Below are 13,961 nucleotides of genomic sequence, written 5' to 3' on the forward strand. Positions count from 1 at the left end.
CCGCGTGCGGGAGCAGTGTTCGGCGGCGGCGTGCCGGGCCCGCGCTGCCGTGCTTTTTCTGGCAGAATGATCCGTCGGGTCCGAGGCGGTCGACCCTCTACTCACCGCCAACGAAACCCCCTCGAGCTTCCGCCGGGTGTGCCCCCACGCTCACGGCTCAGTTCATCCATCATCGACCGGACACCGGTCAACGACCACACAGGAGAATTGTGGCTGTCAAGATTCGTCTGAAGCGCCTCGGCAAGATCCGGGCGCCCTACTACCGCATCGTCGTCGCCGACTCGCGCACCAAGCGCGACGGTCGCGTGATCGAGGAGATCGGCAAGTACCACCCCACCGAGCAGCCCTCGTTCATCCAGGTCGACTCGGAGCGCGCGCAGTACTGGCTCGGAGTCGGCGCGCAGCCGACCGAGCAGGTCGCCGCCATCCTCAAGCTGACCGGTGACTGGGGCCGCTTCCAGGGCGACGCCGACGCCGTGAGCACCGTCCAGGTGAAGGAGCCCAAGGCTCCGTTCGTCATCGACGCGAAGAAGAAGCCCGTTCTCAAGCCGAAGTCCGAGGCGCCCGCCAAGGTCGCCGCCCCGGAGGCTGCCGCCGACGAGACCTCCACCGAGGCGTAGTCCATGCTCGCTCCTGCCGTCGAACACCTCGTCAAGGGGATCGTTGAGAATCCCGCCGAGGTCCGCGTCGTGGCGACGAGCTCCCCTCGCGGAGAGGTCCTCGAGGTGCGTGTGCACCCTGAGGACCTCGGCCGCGTGATCGGACGTTCCGGTCGCACCGCCAAGGCTGTCCGCACCCTCGTCGCTGCCCTGGCCGACGGCCGTCGTGTGCGCGTCGACGTCGTCGACACCGACAAGTAGAGGTGACGGTCCCCGAACCGGGCACGACGCAGCTCCGCGTCGCCCGACTCACCAAGGCCCACGGGCTCAAGGGCGCCATCAAGCTCGAGCTCTACACCGACGAACCCGACAAGCGATTCACCCCCGGAGCCACCTTCACGTTGCAGGTGCCCCGCACCTCCGAATGGCACGGGAAGACGCTCGAACTTGTCGAGCTGCGCTGGTACAACACCCACGCGGTCGCATTTTTTCACGGCATTGAGGATCGCAATGCCGCCGAGTCCCTCCTCAAGGCGATCCTCTGGATCGACGAAGAGGTGCGGACGCAGCCGGGCGAGGACGACTCCTGGTACGACTATCAGCTGGTCGGGATGAAGGTCCTCCGCGAGGGCGTCGAGGTGGGCACCGTGCGCCGGGTCGACCACTTCCCGGCGCAGGACTTGCTCATCGTCGGCACTCCCGCGGGCGAAGTGATGGTGCCGTTCGTGAACGCGATCGTGCCCTCCGTCGATCCCGTCGCGGGCGTCGTCACGGTGACCCCTCCGATCGGCCTCTTCGAGGAGGCGCCGGAGGAGGAGCCCGCAGCTGTCGACCTCAGCGGGATCGACCTGGCGGATCCGACGCTCAGCGCTGCGGCGCCCCTCGATGACCCCGCATCCTTCGAGGAGGAGCCCCGGTCGTGAGGATCGACATCGTCACGATCTTTCCGGAGTTCTTCGGCGTACTCGACATCAGCCTTCTCGGCCGCGCACGTCAGAGTGGGCTCATCGAACTCGGCATTCACGACCTGCGTGACTTCACCCACGACCGGCACCGCACCGTCGATGACACGCCCTACGGCGGAGGCGCCGGAATGGTGATGCGGCCAGAGCCGTGGGGCGAGGCCTTCGATGCGATCCTGGCGCCCGCCGTGGATCCGCTCGTGATTTTCCCCTCGCCTGCCGGAGAGGTCTTCACTCAGGCCACCGCACGCGAGCTAGCCGAGGAATCATCGCTCGTTTTCGGCTGCGGCCGCTACGAGGGCATCGACCAGCGCGTGATCGAGCACACCGCCGAGCGCGCCCGTGTCCGGATGATCAGCCTCGGCGACTACGTGCTCAACGGGGGAGAGGTCGCCGTCATGGCGATGATCGAGGCAGTCGGCCGCCTCGTCCCCGGCGTGGTCGGCAACCCGGCGAGCCTCGTTGAGGAGAGCCACTCCGACGGGCTGCTCGAATACCCGAGCTACACCAAGCCCGCGTCGTGGCGCGGACTCGACGTCCCTCCGGTGCTGCTCAGCGGCAACCATGGAGCGATCGCCGCCTGGCGCCACGAGCAGAGCGTCGAGCGCACCCGCCGCATCCGCCCCGAACTCCTGTCCTGATCCCCTCCGCCCCTCTGCGAGATGCCTCTCCAGGTTCACCGGTGTGCCGCGTACCGAAGTGGCCTCTCGCGGGGAGCCCATTGTCGACGCGAGGCTGCGGCCTTAGTCGCGGGCTGAGAGGACGATATTCCCGGTCTCGGTGATCGCGATGGTGTGCTCCATGTGCGCGCCGCGCGAGCCGTCGCGGCTGCGCAGTGTCCAACCGTCCTTGTCGGTAAAGATCTCGTCGGTGCTCTGGAGGAACCACGGCTCGATCGCGACCACGAGGCCCGGGCGGAGGGGATAGCCGCGTCCCGCGCGCCCATCGTTCGCGATGTGGGGATCGCCGTGCATTGTCCGGCCGACGCCGTGGCCGCCGAAGTCGGTGTTGATGCTGAGGCCGTCGGCGCGCGCGACCGCGGCGATTGCCGCCGAGATATCCCCGATCCGCTTGCCGGGCTGCGCCGCCGCAATGCCCGCCTCCAGCGCGCGCGTGGTGGTGTCGATCAGAGCCAGGTCTTCCTTGCGCGGCGTCCCGACGACCACGCTGATCGCGGAGTCGGCGACCCAGCCGTTCACGGAGGCGGCGAAGTCGAGGGTGAGCAGGTCGCCGTCGCGCAGGCGGTAGTCAAAGGGAAGGCCGTGCAGCACGGCGTCGTTCACCGACGTGCAGATGACCTTGCCGAACGGGCTGGCGCCGAACGAGGGATGGTAATCGATGTAGCAGGATTCGGCTCCGGCTTCGCGGATCATGTCATGCGCCAGCCGGTCGAGTTCCAGGAGGTTGACGCCCACAGCAGCCGCGGTAGCAGTGGCCTTCAGGACCTCGCCGACAAAGCGGCCAGCAGGACGCATCTCCTCGATTTCGGCGGGCGTTCGTAGCTCGATCATCCTGATCCTCTCGGGGTCCGCTGAGCCGATGCTCAGCGGTGGTGGGTACGGTCGGTGCATGCGCACGCGACGGGCCTTCGGTTCTTGGCAGTTTCCGGCTGCGATCGTGCTGCCACTCTGGATACTCGTCGGATACGGGCTCTTCGGAGGATCGAGCGGCTGGACCGTTCTCGGTCTCGTGATCGCCCTCCCCATTCTGTCGGTCGCCCTGGCCGTCGTAGCGAGTATTGTCGCTTTCCGGGTGACGGTGCGGCCGACCCGCATCCCCGCGTGGGGCGATGTCGCGGCCGTCGGCGCCTGGCACCTGTCTCTGGTTGCCCTCGGCTTCTTCCCTCCGGGTGCCTGGGCTCTCGGAGTGCTCTCGGTGGCACTCGGAGTCGCGGCTTTCTGGCATTCAACGTGGCGCTTTGTCAGCGACGCCCGGGCCACCCTGCTCGCGTTCGCCGCAGCATCGACCGAACACTCGGAGGCCGCCACCCTTCGGGTCGACGGTTTCGACCCGGAGCGCCCGCAGGACGGCCAGACGATCGTCCTCTGACGACAACCGTTCCTCAGTAGGGAGTGGCGTTAGGTTTTGACGCCAGTCGGTGCCGGGTGGCATAATGAGCGATTGTGCCCGCGCAGGTTCTGCCACAGGGGAACCGCGACGACGCAGGCACGTACCCAACTTCCATCACTACAACGGTGTTCGACCTGTGGCGGGCACGGAGAGCGATACAGAATGCACATCCTCGATTCCGTCGATGCGGCGTCACTCCGCACCGACGTCCCACAGTTCCGCGCTGGCGATACCGTCAAGGTCCACGTCAACATCGTCGAGGGTACCCGCTCGCGCATCCAGGTCTTCCAGGGCGTCGTCATCAGCCGCTCCGGCGAGGGTGTTCGCGAGACCTTCACGGTTCGCAAGGTGAGCTTCCAGGTCGGCGTCGAGCGCACATTCCCCGTGCACTCCCCGGTCATTGACCACATCGAACTCGTCACCCGCGGTGACGTGCGTCGCGCGAAGCTCTACTACCTCCGCAATCTGCGCGGCAAGAAGGCCAAGATCAAGGAGAAGCGCGACGCCTGAGCGGCCTCCGCACAACTTCTCGGAACCCCGGTCCACCTATGATGGACCGGGGTTCCCCTGTTTCCACCGGGGTCCCGTCCGGGGAGTCCACCCGGCGATACACAGTAGGGGCAACGGCGAGCAATGACAGAGAGTACGGCCCCGGTCCGCCTCCCCGGAGACGAGGAGCACGCGCGACATGCGGAGGCGCACTCCGGTCGTCGTCCGCGTCGACGCCGCAGCGTCCTGCTGTTCTTGCGCGACGTGCTCATCATCGTGGTCGTTGCCGTCCTGGTCTCCTTCCTGGTGAAGACCTTTCTCATCCGCTCGTTCTACATCCCCTCTTCTTCGATGGAGCAGACACTCGTCGAGAACGACCGCATTCTCGTGAATGAGTTGGTGCCCGGAGTCGTGCCGATCTCGCGCGGGGACGTCGTCGTCTTCCGAGACCCGGGCGGATGGCTTTCTCCGAGCATCGAGCCCTCAGTTCCCCCCCTCCAGGCCGCGATCGACTCGGCCCTCTCGCTCATTGGCCTCACCGCACCCGATAGCAACGACCATTTGATCAAGCGTGTGATCGGCCTGCCGGGCGACCACGTCACGTGCTGTACTCCGCTCGGCCAGGCCGAGATCAATGGGAATCCGATCGACGAACCCTATGTGAAGCTGCCCGAGGGCGTGCAGGCCGTCTCGGCCACGCCGTTTGACGTCGTCGTCCCTCAGGGCTCGCTCTGGGTCATGGGCGACAACCGCTACAACTCGGCCGACTCCCGCTACAACACCGACAAGCCCGGTGGGGGTTTCGTGCCGATTGGCAACGTCGTCGGCCGTGCGGTGCTGGTCACCTGGCCCGTGCAGCAGTGGGCGTGGCTCGACGACTACCCGTCGGTGTTCCGCGGAGTTGAGACTGCATCCGCCCAGGAGAGACCGGACGACACGCACAGCGGGCAGGGCTAGGTGGCCGTCGCGGAGCCGACCCTCACCCAGGAGCGGCGGTTGTTCCGTCAGGGCTACGAGACGGTCATCGGCTGCGACGAGGTCGGCCGCGGCGCGATCGCCGGGCCTGTGTCGGTGGGAGTCGTCTCGATCCGACCCCGCTGTCGGGCGTTCCCGATGGGGCTCCGCGACTCCAAGATGCTGGCGCCCGCGCGGCGCGAAGCCCTCTTTCCGAGCGTGGTGAAGTGGGTCTCCGACTGGGCGATCGGTGAGTCCTCGTCCGACGAGATCGACGAGACGGGAATCATCGCTGGCCTCGGTCGCGCCGCCTCCCGGGGCATCGAGCGCCTGACCGACCAGGGCGTCGACCTCGGCACCGCGGTCGTCCTGCTCGATGGGGCCCACGACTGGCTGTCGCCGGCCCTCGGCGCCTGGGCAGCGGAGTTGACCATCGTCACCCGCGTGAAGGCCGACCGTGACTGCGCGGCCGTGTCCGCCGCCTCCGTGCTCGCGAAGGTCAGCCGCGACACTCAGATGGTGCGCCACCACGACGACTTCGCCGACTACGCGTGGGACAGCAACAAGGGCTATGGCAGCGCCGCGCACTGGGCGGGGATCGAGCGGGTCGGCCCGTCGCCACTGCACCGGGTGACCTGGCTGTCGAAGTCGCGCAAGGCGGTCCGGCCTGTCGCGAGCGGCGAGCGGGGTCTCAGCACCGGCGTAGGATTGTCCAACGATGGATGAGGACGAATTCGAGGACTACGACCGCGAGGTCGAGCTGGCACTGTACCGGGAGTATCGCGACGTCGTCTCGCAGTTCTCGTACGTCGTAGAGACCGAGCGGCGCTTCTACCTCGCGAACGAGGTCGAGCTGGTCCGCCGCGACACCGAACACGACTTCTACTTCGAGTTGACCATGCGCGACGTGTGGGTCTGGGACGTCTACCGGTCCGACCGCTTCGTGAAGTCGGTGCGCGTGTTGACGTTCAAGGACGTCAATGTGGAGGAGCTATCTCGCAAAGAGTTCGAGCTGCCGAAGGAACTCGCGCTCGACGAGTAGGGCTTGTGCTGGCGCAGATCTGCGGCGGGGCCGTCGGGCGGGTCTCGGCATTCGCACCGCCCAGAGGCACCTTTGCGCGGTCAACGGCGGGTGCAACGAGGTCCTCCTGCATGGCTTTCAACTCGGACGCTCGCTGCTCAGGACGACTGTCGTCGCCTGAGCGGAAGTGCGACGCCCGTCGTCACGCGCAAAGGTCAACTCGCCGCAGACGTTTACCTGCCCAGGACGTCGATCAGATTGACGGCGACAAGCTGCTTCCTCTTTTGCGGATGACGCGAAGGCACCTCAGCCTACCCAGACATTGCGTTCGCAAGGAGAATGCCGAGGACGGTTAATATTACCGTTATATTGATGGCAATCAGGATGGCCGATAGAGAGGTAGGGGTCGAACTAGATGCCATGTCTCGAACGAGTCGTACAAAGTTTATTGCGGCGATGAGGGCGGCAAAAGCGAACCAAAGCGGCGAGAGCGCGATAGCTAGAAAGGCCAGTCCGAGGACTAATATCACACCCGCGACGGATGAGCCACATGATCTTTTTTCGCTTTGGCGGGGCAGTGTCGATAGCGTTTGGCAACGATCGAATCGATAAAAGCGTCGAAATTTCATCCGATGCCGCAAACCGAGTCGCCGTGCGACGCAGCAAGCGTGAATATTGAGCGCGCACAGTAAGAGGGCTGTTGTATGTCGATCCCGCCAATATTGAGCTTGAAGTGGTAGCTTCCGTACACGAATCCTGCACCATCAGAAACACCGTGTCCGGTATCGCTTCCGACATAACTCCACCCGAATGCGGAGGTCTGGCCACCTCCGTCAACATAATCTGCCGTAACGATCGAGGAGTTGTCTGCGCAAGCTCGGCCCGTCGTCCAAAATTTTCCAAGTATAGCGCCGACTTGGTTCGAGAAGCTGCCGCGAGTCGTATACGTTCGACAATTGTCTAGAGCGGACATTGCTGAAGCGTTGCTTTCCGTAGTTGTCATCTGGGTAGACGTCGGCTTAATCCAGATTTCGAAAAGCGATTTTTCTTGCGGGGTAAGAGACTGGAGTTTTACTTCTGGATCAGGAGAAGCGACTACCGAATCGTAAACAATTTTTGCGTCGGTGGCCACGGTTTTCTCACTGGCGGTCGTTGCCGGCGAAACCGCAACGCTTGCCATAGTTGCGGCGGCAGCAATTGCAAACGCCTGCTTGATTATTTTCCCCATTGTAAAATTTCCCCTTCGGCGACAGCGAGGTGTATTCAGGGCACATTATCGCGGGCGTCGAAAGCGCTGCTCGTCACGTAAGTGCGACTCCGGCAAGGCATTGAATACACTTTTCATCATCGAGGACGTCGACGAGGGTGTCAAGGATGTGACGACACGCTGACAGGAAGGCGTATTCGTTCCGTGCGATCCGAGGCTCTGAAAGCGGCGCTGATCAGCGTGTTCTTTGTGGCCCGTTAGACTGCTGAACAGGCCTTCATGATTCGGCCGCGGAAGCATCGAAATGAAAGGTTGTGTCGGGATGTGAAGCTGACACTTCGAGCAAGATTCGGTTGATGCGGTTTGTGAAGGCACGGAGGCAGACGCGATGCCGTGAAGGTGTTCGAGGCGAGAAGTTGCGCCCGTTGTACTTGCGCACCGCAGCGACGGCCTTCTGCTGCCGGGCCGGAGTCTGCTTCCTGGGAAGGTACTCGTTTGGAGGTACTCGCCACGCGGCTCCCGCAGATGTTCCGTAGCGAGTTCGGCGAGATACGTCCGAGCCGCATTGCCCGGACCGCCATTGCCCCCGGTGTCACGTTCAACACGTCGGCGTGTCTCTTCACGTCTTCGACTGAGCCGAGCGCACGCCCCTCCCTACCCGGCAATGGCTCACTGGCATCGACTAGTCCGTCCTTCCAGACTGCGGCGCAAAAAGCGGTCGCGGTCCCCACTTTGCCTACCCTGGGAGATGCTGTGTCGTTTAACATCTTTGCTGAGGACAAATATCCTGCTCGTGAGCAGCGCGACCGTCGGCCATCTCCAAAGGAAGACAAGGCTTCTATTGTGCTCCTTCTCTTCCTGCTCGCTGCTGGAGCAGCTCTTTCTTTCATTGTGTTGATAGAACAGATGGGGATCGCAGCCTGCAGCGGAGCGCCGGGCGTGTGTGACTTCGCGCTCTTGGGTGTCACTACTTCGATCACTCCCACGGCGACGGTCCTTTCCGCCGCATTATCGATCGTCGCCCTCTTTGGCCGTTCTCGCTACCCGCGACGCACGCGGCGGGTCCCGATAATCGGAGTGATAGTCACGTTCTTTTCTTTTGCGATCGCGTCGTGGCTCATCTCTTTCGCACTTCATAGAGCGACCGGGTGACTTCGGATCGAATGATTGTTTTGCCCGCGAGCGAAAGGACAGCTCGCGGGCGGTGTGTGGCACGCCATTCGGTGTCCGTCCGGCGAGGCTTAGTGGCGATAAGATATTTGCGTCCCAATGAAGAGCGGATGGTGGTGTGATTCCCTCCGCTTGAGGTGCAGTGGGTGTCGCCCGATGTCGAACGAAGTGTTTTGATCGATGCCTGGTCCTGCGCCTTCTGTTGTCATGTGTCACGACAGCAATGGGTCGCTCCTCCACAGCCTCGGGTTGCCCAATTCCTCCCCAGATCCGCACCTTCGCTCTCCTGCTCCGCGCAGCATCCGCGACGCTTCTCGCAGGAGGTCGCATGGACAAGGACGAACTGGGGCGCCGCGGCGAGGAGATCGCGGCGGCGCACCTGGAAGCACACGGATTCGAGATTCTTGATCGCAATTGGCGGGTGCGCGAGGGCGAGCTTGACATCATCGCTCGGGAGGGCGCCGCGCTGGTCGTGATCGAGGTCAAGACGCGCTCGTCGACGCGCTTCGGGCTGCCGGTCGAGGCGATCACGCGCGCCAAGGCGCAGCGCTTGCGCAGGCTCGCTTATGCCTGGGCGAACGAGCATGGTGAGCGCTCGCGGCACCTGCGGATCGACGCGGTCGGCATCATCGCACCCGGGGGAGTCCCGACTCAGGTGCGCCACCTCCGGGCGGTGGCGTGATGGGGCTCGGCAGGACATCCGCCGTCGGCTTGGTCGGCTTCGCGGGTGCCGTGGTCGGAGTCGAGGCGCACTCCGCTGACGGCACGCCCGGCATGGTGATCATCGGCCTACCCGACGCCGCGCTCTCGCAGGCGAAGGAGCGGGTTCGTTCCGCCGCTATCAATTCAGGAAGTGCGATCGCGGAGTACAAGATCACCGTCAATCTCTCGCCCGCCGCGATGCCCAAACACGGCTCCGCGTTCGATCTTGCGATCGGGCTCGCCGCCCTGGCCGCTTTGCACGAGGTGAACGCGGAGTCGGTGGCATCCGTCGTGCATGTCGGCGAACTCGGCCTCGACGGCCGTCTGCGCTCGGTGCCCGGGGTGCTGCCCGCGGTTCTCGCGGCGGCTCGCGAGGGTTGCCGCAGGGTGATGGTTCCGGCTGAGGACCGTGCGGAGGCCGAGTTGGTCGACGGAGTGGAGGTGATCGCTGTGTCCTCGCTCGCCGCTGCCGCCGTCTGGCATGGCTCGGACTGGGAGGTGCCGGTGCTGCCGGAGAGCGCGCCTGCGCCTGTCGCAGCCGTCGAGTCGCGGGCGTGCCTGGATCTGTCCGATGTCGTGGGCAACGAGGAGGCAGCGGAGGCGATGATCGTCGCCGCTGCCGGTGGCCACCACGTGTTCCTCCTCGGACCTCCCGGCGCGGGCAAGACGATGCTCGCCTCCCGTCTACCCGGCATCCTTCCCGATCTCGACGATGACGCCGCCCTGGAGGCGACGTGTATGCGCTCCCTGATCGGCGCCTCGACCGGTGGGTCGCTGGTGCGGCGGCCGCCCTTCGAGGATCCGCACCATTCCGCCTCGCCGGCGGCGATCGTGGGCGGGGGCAGCGGACGCATTCGGCCTGGGGCTGTCGCCCGCGCGACCCGCGGGGTGCTCTTTCTCGATGAGGCGCCCGAGTTTTCGGCCGTCGCACTCGATGCACTGCGCCAGCCGCTCGAATCCGGAGTGATCCGCATCCACCGGGCGAACGCCGTGGCCGAGTTTCCGGCACGGGTTCAGCTCGTCCTCGCCGCCAATCCCTGCCCATGCGGCCGGTTCGGCATTCCGGGCGAGACCTGTACCTGCGCACCGGCGCTTCGTCGCCGCTACCTCGCTCGGCTCAGCGGGCCCCTCCTTGATCGAGTCGACATCCGGCTCACTGTGCGCAGGGTCGGGGCCGCCCAGCTCGCGGCGCGTCGAGATTCTCCCGGCCTGACCAGTGCGCAGGCGCGCGCCAGGGTGGTCGAGGCTCGCGCTCGGGCGGCGACTCGACTCGCGGGGACGACGTGGACGGTGAACGCGGAGGTTGCGGGCTCCTGGCTCCGCTCGGATGCGCTCCGTCCGACGATCGCCGAGTCCCGCGCGCTCGACCGAGCGCTCGAGCGCGGGCTCGTGACCATGCGCGGATACGACCGCGTCCTGCGCCTCGGTTGGACCCTCGCTGATCTTGACGGGGTGGAGCGTCCGACCGCCGCGCATCTCGCCCGAGCCCTTGTTCTTCGTGGAGGTGCCGCATGATTCCCCTTGACCGGCTATTCGACCGTGCCGAGTTGCGAGCCGTGCACATGCTTCTGTCGGCAAATTCCGAGACGCCGGCTGGTGATGCCCGCGATGCCGCCGCCCGGTGCGCTTGGAGCTCGCTGACCGAGCCGGGTGACTCCGTGGCCGCTCTGCTGATCGAGCGTCTCGGCGCTACTGAGGCATTCGCGCAGGTCGTGTCGTCGTCGTCCGCTGCACAGATACTTGCGGCATCGGGGCCCGGCGAGAGCGGACCCGAGGAGGAGCAGTCGAACCGGATTCCGGCCGTTGTGAACTCGGAGGTGGAGACGGTCACCTCCTCGGCTATCGCCGCGCTCGCGTCTGGGCTCGCGCGCTGGCGACCTCGCCTCGATCGCGCGCTGCTGCTGCGTCGACTCGAGATCGCTCGGCGTCTGGACGTGCGCCTACTCCTTCCCGGCTCCGCGGGCTGGCCGGACTCCATGAACGACCTCGGATTGCACGCTCCGCTCCTGCTCTGGCTGCGCGGCGACCCCGCCGCCTTCGACGCTGAGCACCGCCTTGCTCTCGTCGGCGCCCGTGCCGCCACCGGCTACGGGGAGCACGTCGCCGCCGAGCTCGCGGCAGGTGCTGCCGCTCGCGGCGTCACGGTGGTCTCGGGCGGTGCCTTCGGAATCGACGCGGTCGCTCACCGCGCCGCGCTCGGCTCCGGCGGGCGTACCGTCGCCTTCCTCGCGGGTGGCGCGGACCGCCTCTACCCGACCGCCCACTCCGAGCTGCTCCACCGCATCATCGCCACTCCTGGCTGCGCCGTCGCGACAGAGGTACCTCCGGGCACGACTCCGACGCGATGGCGCTTCTTGCAGCGCAACAGACTCATCGCGGCGTCGACAGGCGCGACGGTGGTCGTGGAGGCGGGTGCCCGCTCCGGCTCTCTGAACACCGCGGGCCATGCGGCCGCCCTCGGTCGCCCGCTCGGAGCAGTGCCCGGACCGGTGACCAGCGCCTCCTCGGCCGGCTGCCACCGACTCCTCCGCGAATACGCGGCGACCTGCGTCACCTCGCCTCCGGACGTCCTCGAACTGCTCGGAGTCGGCGCGGGTGACGAGTCGACGCGTGCGCTGACGAGCACCGAAATTCGCATCGTCGAGGTGCTGCGAGGTCGGGTGGCACAAGACGCCGTCGATGTCGCGCGTGACTCCGGCGAAACCCTCGGTAACACCCTCGCGGTGCTGGGAGCGTTGCTCGGAGAGGGGATGGTCACGCGGTCCGAAGACGGAGGCTGGTCGATGGCCCCCGACTGACCCCTCGTGCCGTCGAGTCCGTGTCGGTGGTGCCGCCTACGCTGGGGGACGACCGGCGAGGGGAGCGGCATGGACGAGTCAGCGGCACGGAGCAGCGGAGTGACGCCTCCGCAGCTGGGGCACTTCGCTGCCGCCGAGCGGGTGATCGCGCACCTCAGCGACACGCACATCCTCGCGGAGGGTGCTCCTCTCTATGGGAGGGTCGACACCGCCGCGCGGCTCGCGCAAGCGATCGAGCGGCTCCTTGAGCGGGGCGGGCACCTTGACGCGATCGTAGTCACAGGAGACGTGGCGGATCGCGGCGAGGAGGACGCGTACCGACGGGTACGCGCGCAGCTCGACCCGCTGGGTCAGCGGTTCAGCTGTCCGATCGTCTGGGTGATGGGTAATCACGACGAGCGCGGGGCGTTCCGGCGGGTACTGCTTGCTCTCGATGGGGCGGGCCCGATCGACCAGGTCGTCGATCTCGATGGACTCCGGCTGATCGCTCTCGACAGCGCGGTTCCGGGCTTTCACCACGGCGCCTTCACCACTGAGCAGATGGAGTGGCTCGCCGGCCAACTTGCGACACCCGCGCCGCTCGGGACAGTCCTTGCGCTGCACCACCCGCCGCTGCCGACACCACTCGGCGCAATGACAGTGCTCGAGTTGCGGGGCATGGACCAGTTCGAGGAGGCGGTGCGCGGCACAGACGTCCGCGCGATCCTCGGCGGTCATCTGCACTACCCGACCGCGGCGACTTTCGCGGAAGTCCCCGTCTTCGTCGCCGGCGCCACCGCCTACACGATGGACCTCGGTGCGCCCGAGCGGGAGCTAGCCGGGATCGACGGAGCGCAAAGCTTCTCCCTCGTCCATGTTCATCCCGAGACCGTCACGACCTCATTCGTGCCGACCGCTCGGGCGCCCCTCGCGACGCGGTTCGGCACCGATCTGCTCGACAGGCTCGAAGCGCTCGATGAGCAGGGGCGGATCGACCTCTGGTCGCGGATGCCGGACGGCTCATGACCGACGAGACGCTTGCGATGTCGGTCGAGCGGTTCCTCCGTTTTGTGCTCGACGAGCGCTCCCTTTCGCCCGCCACGGCGAAGGCCTACCGCTCCGACCTCGCGCGCCTCGTCGCCCACGCCGAAAGCCGCGGACAACACGGCACGGCCGAGCTCGACCTCGAGCTGCTGCGAGATTGGCTCTGGCGAGAGTCGGAGTCGGGGGTCGCCCGCGCGACGCTCGCCCGGCGCACCGCCTCCGTCCGCTCCTTCTCCTCCTGGGCACAGCGGACGGAGCGACTCCCGATCGACGTCGCCGCTCGGCTCAAGACGCCAAAGGCCGGCCGCACCCTTCCGCGCGTGCTCACCCAGCCGCAGACGCAGCAGGTGCTCGACGTGGTCGCTGCCCGCGGGGCGACGGACGAGCCGGTCGCGGTGCGCGACCTGGCGATCATCGAACTCTTGTACGCCTCGGGTATCCGTGTCTCAGAACTCGTTGCCATCGACACGACCGACCTCGATCTCGGCCGCCTCACTGTGCTGGTCACGGGCAAGGGCGGGAAGCAGCGGGTCGTCCCCTTCGGCGTCCCTGCGAAGGAGGCGCTCATCGCCTACCTCGACTCGGCCCGCCCCGTGCTTCACACCGGCGACGGCGCCCGCGCCCTTTTCCTCGGCCGTCGCGGGGCTCGGCTCACCCCGCGCACGGTATACGGAGTCGTCGCCCGTCTTCTCGATGGTGGTCAGGGCTCCGGACCCTCCGGCCCACACACCCTGCGCCACACTGCGGCCACGCACCTGCTCGACGGGGGAGCGGATCTGCGCGCGGTCCAGGAGTTGCTTGGTCACGCGAGCCTCGGCACCACGCAGATCTATACGCACGTGTCGACCGAGCGCATCCGCGACGCCTACCGGCTCGCGCACCCCCGGGCGTAACGTCGGGCGGGCCACGATGTCGTCCATCGGCAGCAACACCGCACGGGGGATGCCGCCGAAGAACCGCATCGGC

The 13,961-nt window shown here is 66.4% G+C and carries 17 protein-coding genes; 15 read left to right on the forward strand and 2 right to left on the reverse strand.

Features of this window, described 5'->3' with window-relative positions; genetic code table 11:
* The first annotated feature begins 209 nt into the window (after nucleotides 1-209).
* The 4 genes from rpsP to trmD are packed head-to-tail and all read left to right on the forward strand — an operon-like array spanning nucleotide 210 to nucleotide 2,202.
* Nucleotides 210-620: a 30S ribosomal protein S16 gene (gene rpsP / locus B0H03_RS02910; protein WP_104264636.1), complete on the forward strand. Its 411-nt coding sequence runs from the start codon at nucleotides 210-212 to the stop codon at nucleotides 618-620.
* A gap of 3 nt (nucleotides 621-623) precedes the next feature.
* Nucleotides 624-860, forward strand: coding sequence for an RNA-binding protein (locus B0H03_RS02915; RefSeq protein WP_104264637.1), 237 nt, complete (start codon nucleotides 624-626; stop codon nucleotides 858-860).
* A gap of 2 nt (nucleotides 861-862) precedes the next feature.
* Nucleotides 863-1,522, forward strand: a complete 660-nt coding sequence (rimM, locus tag B0H03_RS02920) for a ribosome maturation factor RimM (protein WP_104264638.1) — start codon at nucleotides 863-865, stop codon at nucleotides 1,520-1,522.
* The gene (trmD, locus tag B0H03_RS02925) at nucleotides 1,519-2,202 is read left to right on the forward strand and encodes a tRNA (guanosine(37)-N1)-methyltransferase TrmD (protein WP_104264639.1); all 684 of its coding nucleotides are present in this window, start codon (nucleotides 1,519-1,521) and stop codon (nucleotides 2,200-2,202) included. Before rimM ends, trmD begins: the two co-directional genes overlap by 4 nt.
* Before the next feature lie 102 nt (nucleotides 2,203-2,304).
* Here the strand turns inward: trmD and map are convergent, their stop codons facing one another.
* Nucleotides 2,305-3,072 carry a type I methionyl aminopeptidase gene (map, locus tag B0H03_RS02930; RefSeq protein WP_104264640.1) on the reverse strand — a complete coding sequence of 256 codons (768 nt, stop codon included), beginning with the start codon at nucleotides 3,070-3,072 and terminating at the stop codon, nucleotides 2,305-2,307.
* A gap of 58 nt (nucleotides 3,073-3,130) precedes the next feature.
* Here map and B0H03_RS02935 point away from each other — a divergent pair, with 58 nt between their 5' ends.
* The 5 genes from B0H03_RS02935 to B0H03_RS02955 all read left to right on the forward strand — a co-directional run bounded on the left by B0H03_RS02935 (nucleotide 3,131) and on the right by B0H03_RS02955 (nucleotide 6,116).
* Nucleotides 3,131-3,610: a hypothetical protein gene (locus tag B0H03_RS02935; RefSeq protein WP_104354265.1), complete on the forward strand. Its 480-nt coding sequence runs from the start codon at nucleotides 3,131-3,133 to the stop codon at nucleotides 3,608-3,610.
* A gap of 183 nt (nucleotides 3,611-3,793) precedes the next feature.
* Nucleotides 3,794-4,141 carry a 50S ribosomal protein L19 gene (gene rplS, locus B0H03_RS02940; protein ID WP_104264642.1) on the forward strand — a complete coding sequence of 116 codons (348 nt, stop codon included), beginning with the start codon at nucleotides 3,794-3,796 and terminating at the stop codon, nucleotides 4,139-4,141.
* A 123-nt stretch (nucleotides 4,142-4,264) separates the two neighbouring features.
* Nucleotides 4,265-5,077 carry a signal peptidase I gene (gene lepB / locus B0H03_RS02945; protein WP_104354264.1) on the forward strand — a complete coding sequence of 271 codons (813 nt, stop codon included), beginning with the start codon at nucleotides 4,265-4,267 and terminating at the stop codon, nucleotides 5,075-5,077.
* Nucleotides 5,078-5,800, forward strand: a complete 723-nt coding sequence (locus B0H03_RS02950; protein ID WP_104264644.1) for a ribonuclease HII — start codon at nucleotides 5,078-5,080, stop codon at nucleotides 5,798-5,800. It begins immediately after the preceding gene.
* Complete coding sequence (locus B0H03_RS02955; protein WP_056044100.1) at nucleotides 5,793-6,116, forward strand: DUF2469 family protein; 324 nt, start codon at nucleotides 5,793-5,795, stop codon at nucleotides 6,114-6,116. Before B0H03_RS02950 ends, B0H03_RS02955 begins: the two co-directional genes overlap by 8 nt.
* Before the next feature lie 604 nt (nucleotides 6,117-6,720).
* On the opposite strand, the gene B0H03_RS16115 is transcribed toward B0H03_RS02955, so the two are convergent.
* The gene (locus B0H03_RS16115; protein ID WP_127843910.1) at nucleotides 6,721-7,323 is read right to left on the reverse strand and encodes a hypothetical protein; all 603 of its coding nucleotides are present in this window, start codon (nucleotides 7,321-7,323) and stop codon (nucleotides 6,721-6,723) included.
* A gap of 732 nt (nucleotides 7,324-8,055) precedes the next feature.
* Here B0H03_RS16115 and B0H03_RS02960 point away from each other — a divergent pair.
* The 6 genes from B0H03_RS02960 (at nucleotide 8,056) to B0H03_RS02985 (ending at nucleotide 13,888) form a co-directional block, all read left to right on the forward strand.
* Nucleotides 8,056-8,454, forward strand: coding sequence for a hypothetical protein (locus B0H03_RS02960; RefSeq protein WP_127843909.1), 399 nt, complete (start codon nucleotides 8,056-8,058; stop codon nucleotides 8,452-8,454).
* A 346-nt stretch (nucleotides 8,455-8,800) separates the two neighbouring features.
* Nucleotides 8,801-9,154, forward strand: a complete 354-nt coding sequence (locus B0H03_RS02965; protein WP_104264646.1) for a YraN family protein — start codon at nucleotides 8,801-8,803, stop codon at nucleotides 9,152-9,154.
* The gene (locus B0H03_RS02970; protein WP_104264647.1) at nucleotides 9,154-10,689 is read left to right on the forward strand and encodes a YifB family Mg chelatase-like AAA ATPase; all 1,536 of its coding nucleotides are present in this window, start codon (nucleotides 9,154-9,156) and stop codon (nucleotides 10,687-10,689) included. The genes B0H03_RS02965 and B0H03_RS02970 overlap by 1 nt, the downstream gene beginning before the upstream one ends.
* Nucleotides 10,686-11,972, forward strand: a complete 1,287-nt coding sequence (gene dprA / locus B0H03_RS02975) for a DNA-processing protein DprA (protein ID WP_237399416.1) — start codon at nucleotides 10,686-10,688, stop codon at nucleotides 11,970-11,972. The genes B0H03_RS02970 and dprA overlap by 4 nt, the downstream gene beginning before the upstream one ends.
* 69 nt (nucleotides 11,973-12,041) lie before the next feature.
* Nucleotides 12,042-12,977, forward strand: a complete 936-nt coding sequence (locus B0H03_RS02980; RefSeq protein WP_104264648.1) for a phosphodiesterase — start codon at nucleotides 12,042-12,044, stop codon at nucleotides 12,975-12,977.
* On the forward strand, nucleotides 12,974-13,888 hold the full coding sequence (locus tag B0H03_RS02985; protein WP_119854493.1) for a tyrosine recombinase XerC: 915 nt from the start codon (nucleotides 12,974-12,976) through the stop codon (nucleotides 13,886-13,888). Before B0H03_RS02980 ends, B0H03_RS02985 begins: the two co-directional genes overlap by 4 nt.
* Nucleotides 13,889-13,961: the final 73 nt, after the last annotated feature.

The sequence above is a fragment of the Rathayibacter iranicus NCPPB 2253 = VKM Ac-1602 genome, assembly GCF_003149025.1.
Classification (GTDB): domain Bacteria; phylum Actinomycetota; class Actinomycetes; order Actinomycetales; family Microbacteriaceae; genus Rathayibacter; species Rathayibacter iranicus.

What these genes read in the sequence shown, in the direction of transcription:
- B0H03_RS02915 (WP_104264637.1), top strand. Translation starts at nt 624, where the DNA reads ATGCTCGCTCCTGCCGTCGAACACCTCGTCAAGGGGATCGTTGAGAAT.
- map (WP_104264640.1), bottom strand. Translation starts at nt 3,072, where the DNA reads ATGATCGAGCTACGAACGCCCGCCGAAATCGAGGAGATGCGTCCTGCT.
- B0H03_RS02935 (WP_104354265.1), top strand. Translation starts at nt 3,131, where the DNA reads ATGCGCACGCGACGGGCCTTCGGTTCTTGGCAGTTTCCGGCTGCGATC.
- rplS (WP_104264642.1), top strand. Translation starts at nt 3,794, where the DNA reads ATGCACATCCTCGATTCCGTCGATGCGGCGTCACTCCGCACCGACGTC.
- lepB (WP_104354264.1), top strand. Translation starts at nt 4,265, where the DNA reads ATGACAGAGAGTACGGCCCCGGTCCGCCTCCCCGGAGACGAGGAGCAC.
- B0H03_RS02955 (WP_056044100.1), top strand. Translation starts at nt 5,793, where the DNA reads ATGGATGAGGACGAATTCGAGGACTACGACCGCGAGGTCGAGCTGGCA.
- B0H03_RS16115 (WP_127843910.1), bottom strand. Translation starts at nt 7,323, where the DNA reads ATGGGGAAAATAATCAAGCAGGCGTTTGCAATTGCTGCCGCCGCAACT.
- B0H03_RS02965 (WP_104264646.1), top strand. Translation starts at nt 8,801, where the DNA reads ATGGACAAGGACGAACTGGGGCGCCGCGGCGAGGAGATCGCGGCGGCG.
- B0H03_RS02970 (WP_104264647.1), top strand. Translation starts at nt 9,154, where the DNA reads ATGGGGCTCGGCAGGACATCCGCCGTCGGCTTGGTCGGCTTCGCGGGT.
- dprA (WP_237399416.1), top strand. Translation starts at nt 10,686, where the DNA reads ATGATTCCCCTTGACCGGCTATTCGACCGTGCCGAGTTGCGAGCCGTG.
- B0H03_RS02980 (WP_104264648.1), top strand. Translation starts at nt 12,042, where the DNA reads ATGGACGAGTCAGCGGCACGGAGCAGCGGAGTGACGCCTCCGCAGCTG.
- B0H03_RS02985 (WP_119854493.1), top strand. Translation starts at nt 12,974, where the DNA reads ATGACCGACGAGACGCTTGCGATGTCGGTCGAGCGGTTCCTCCGTTTT.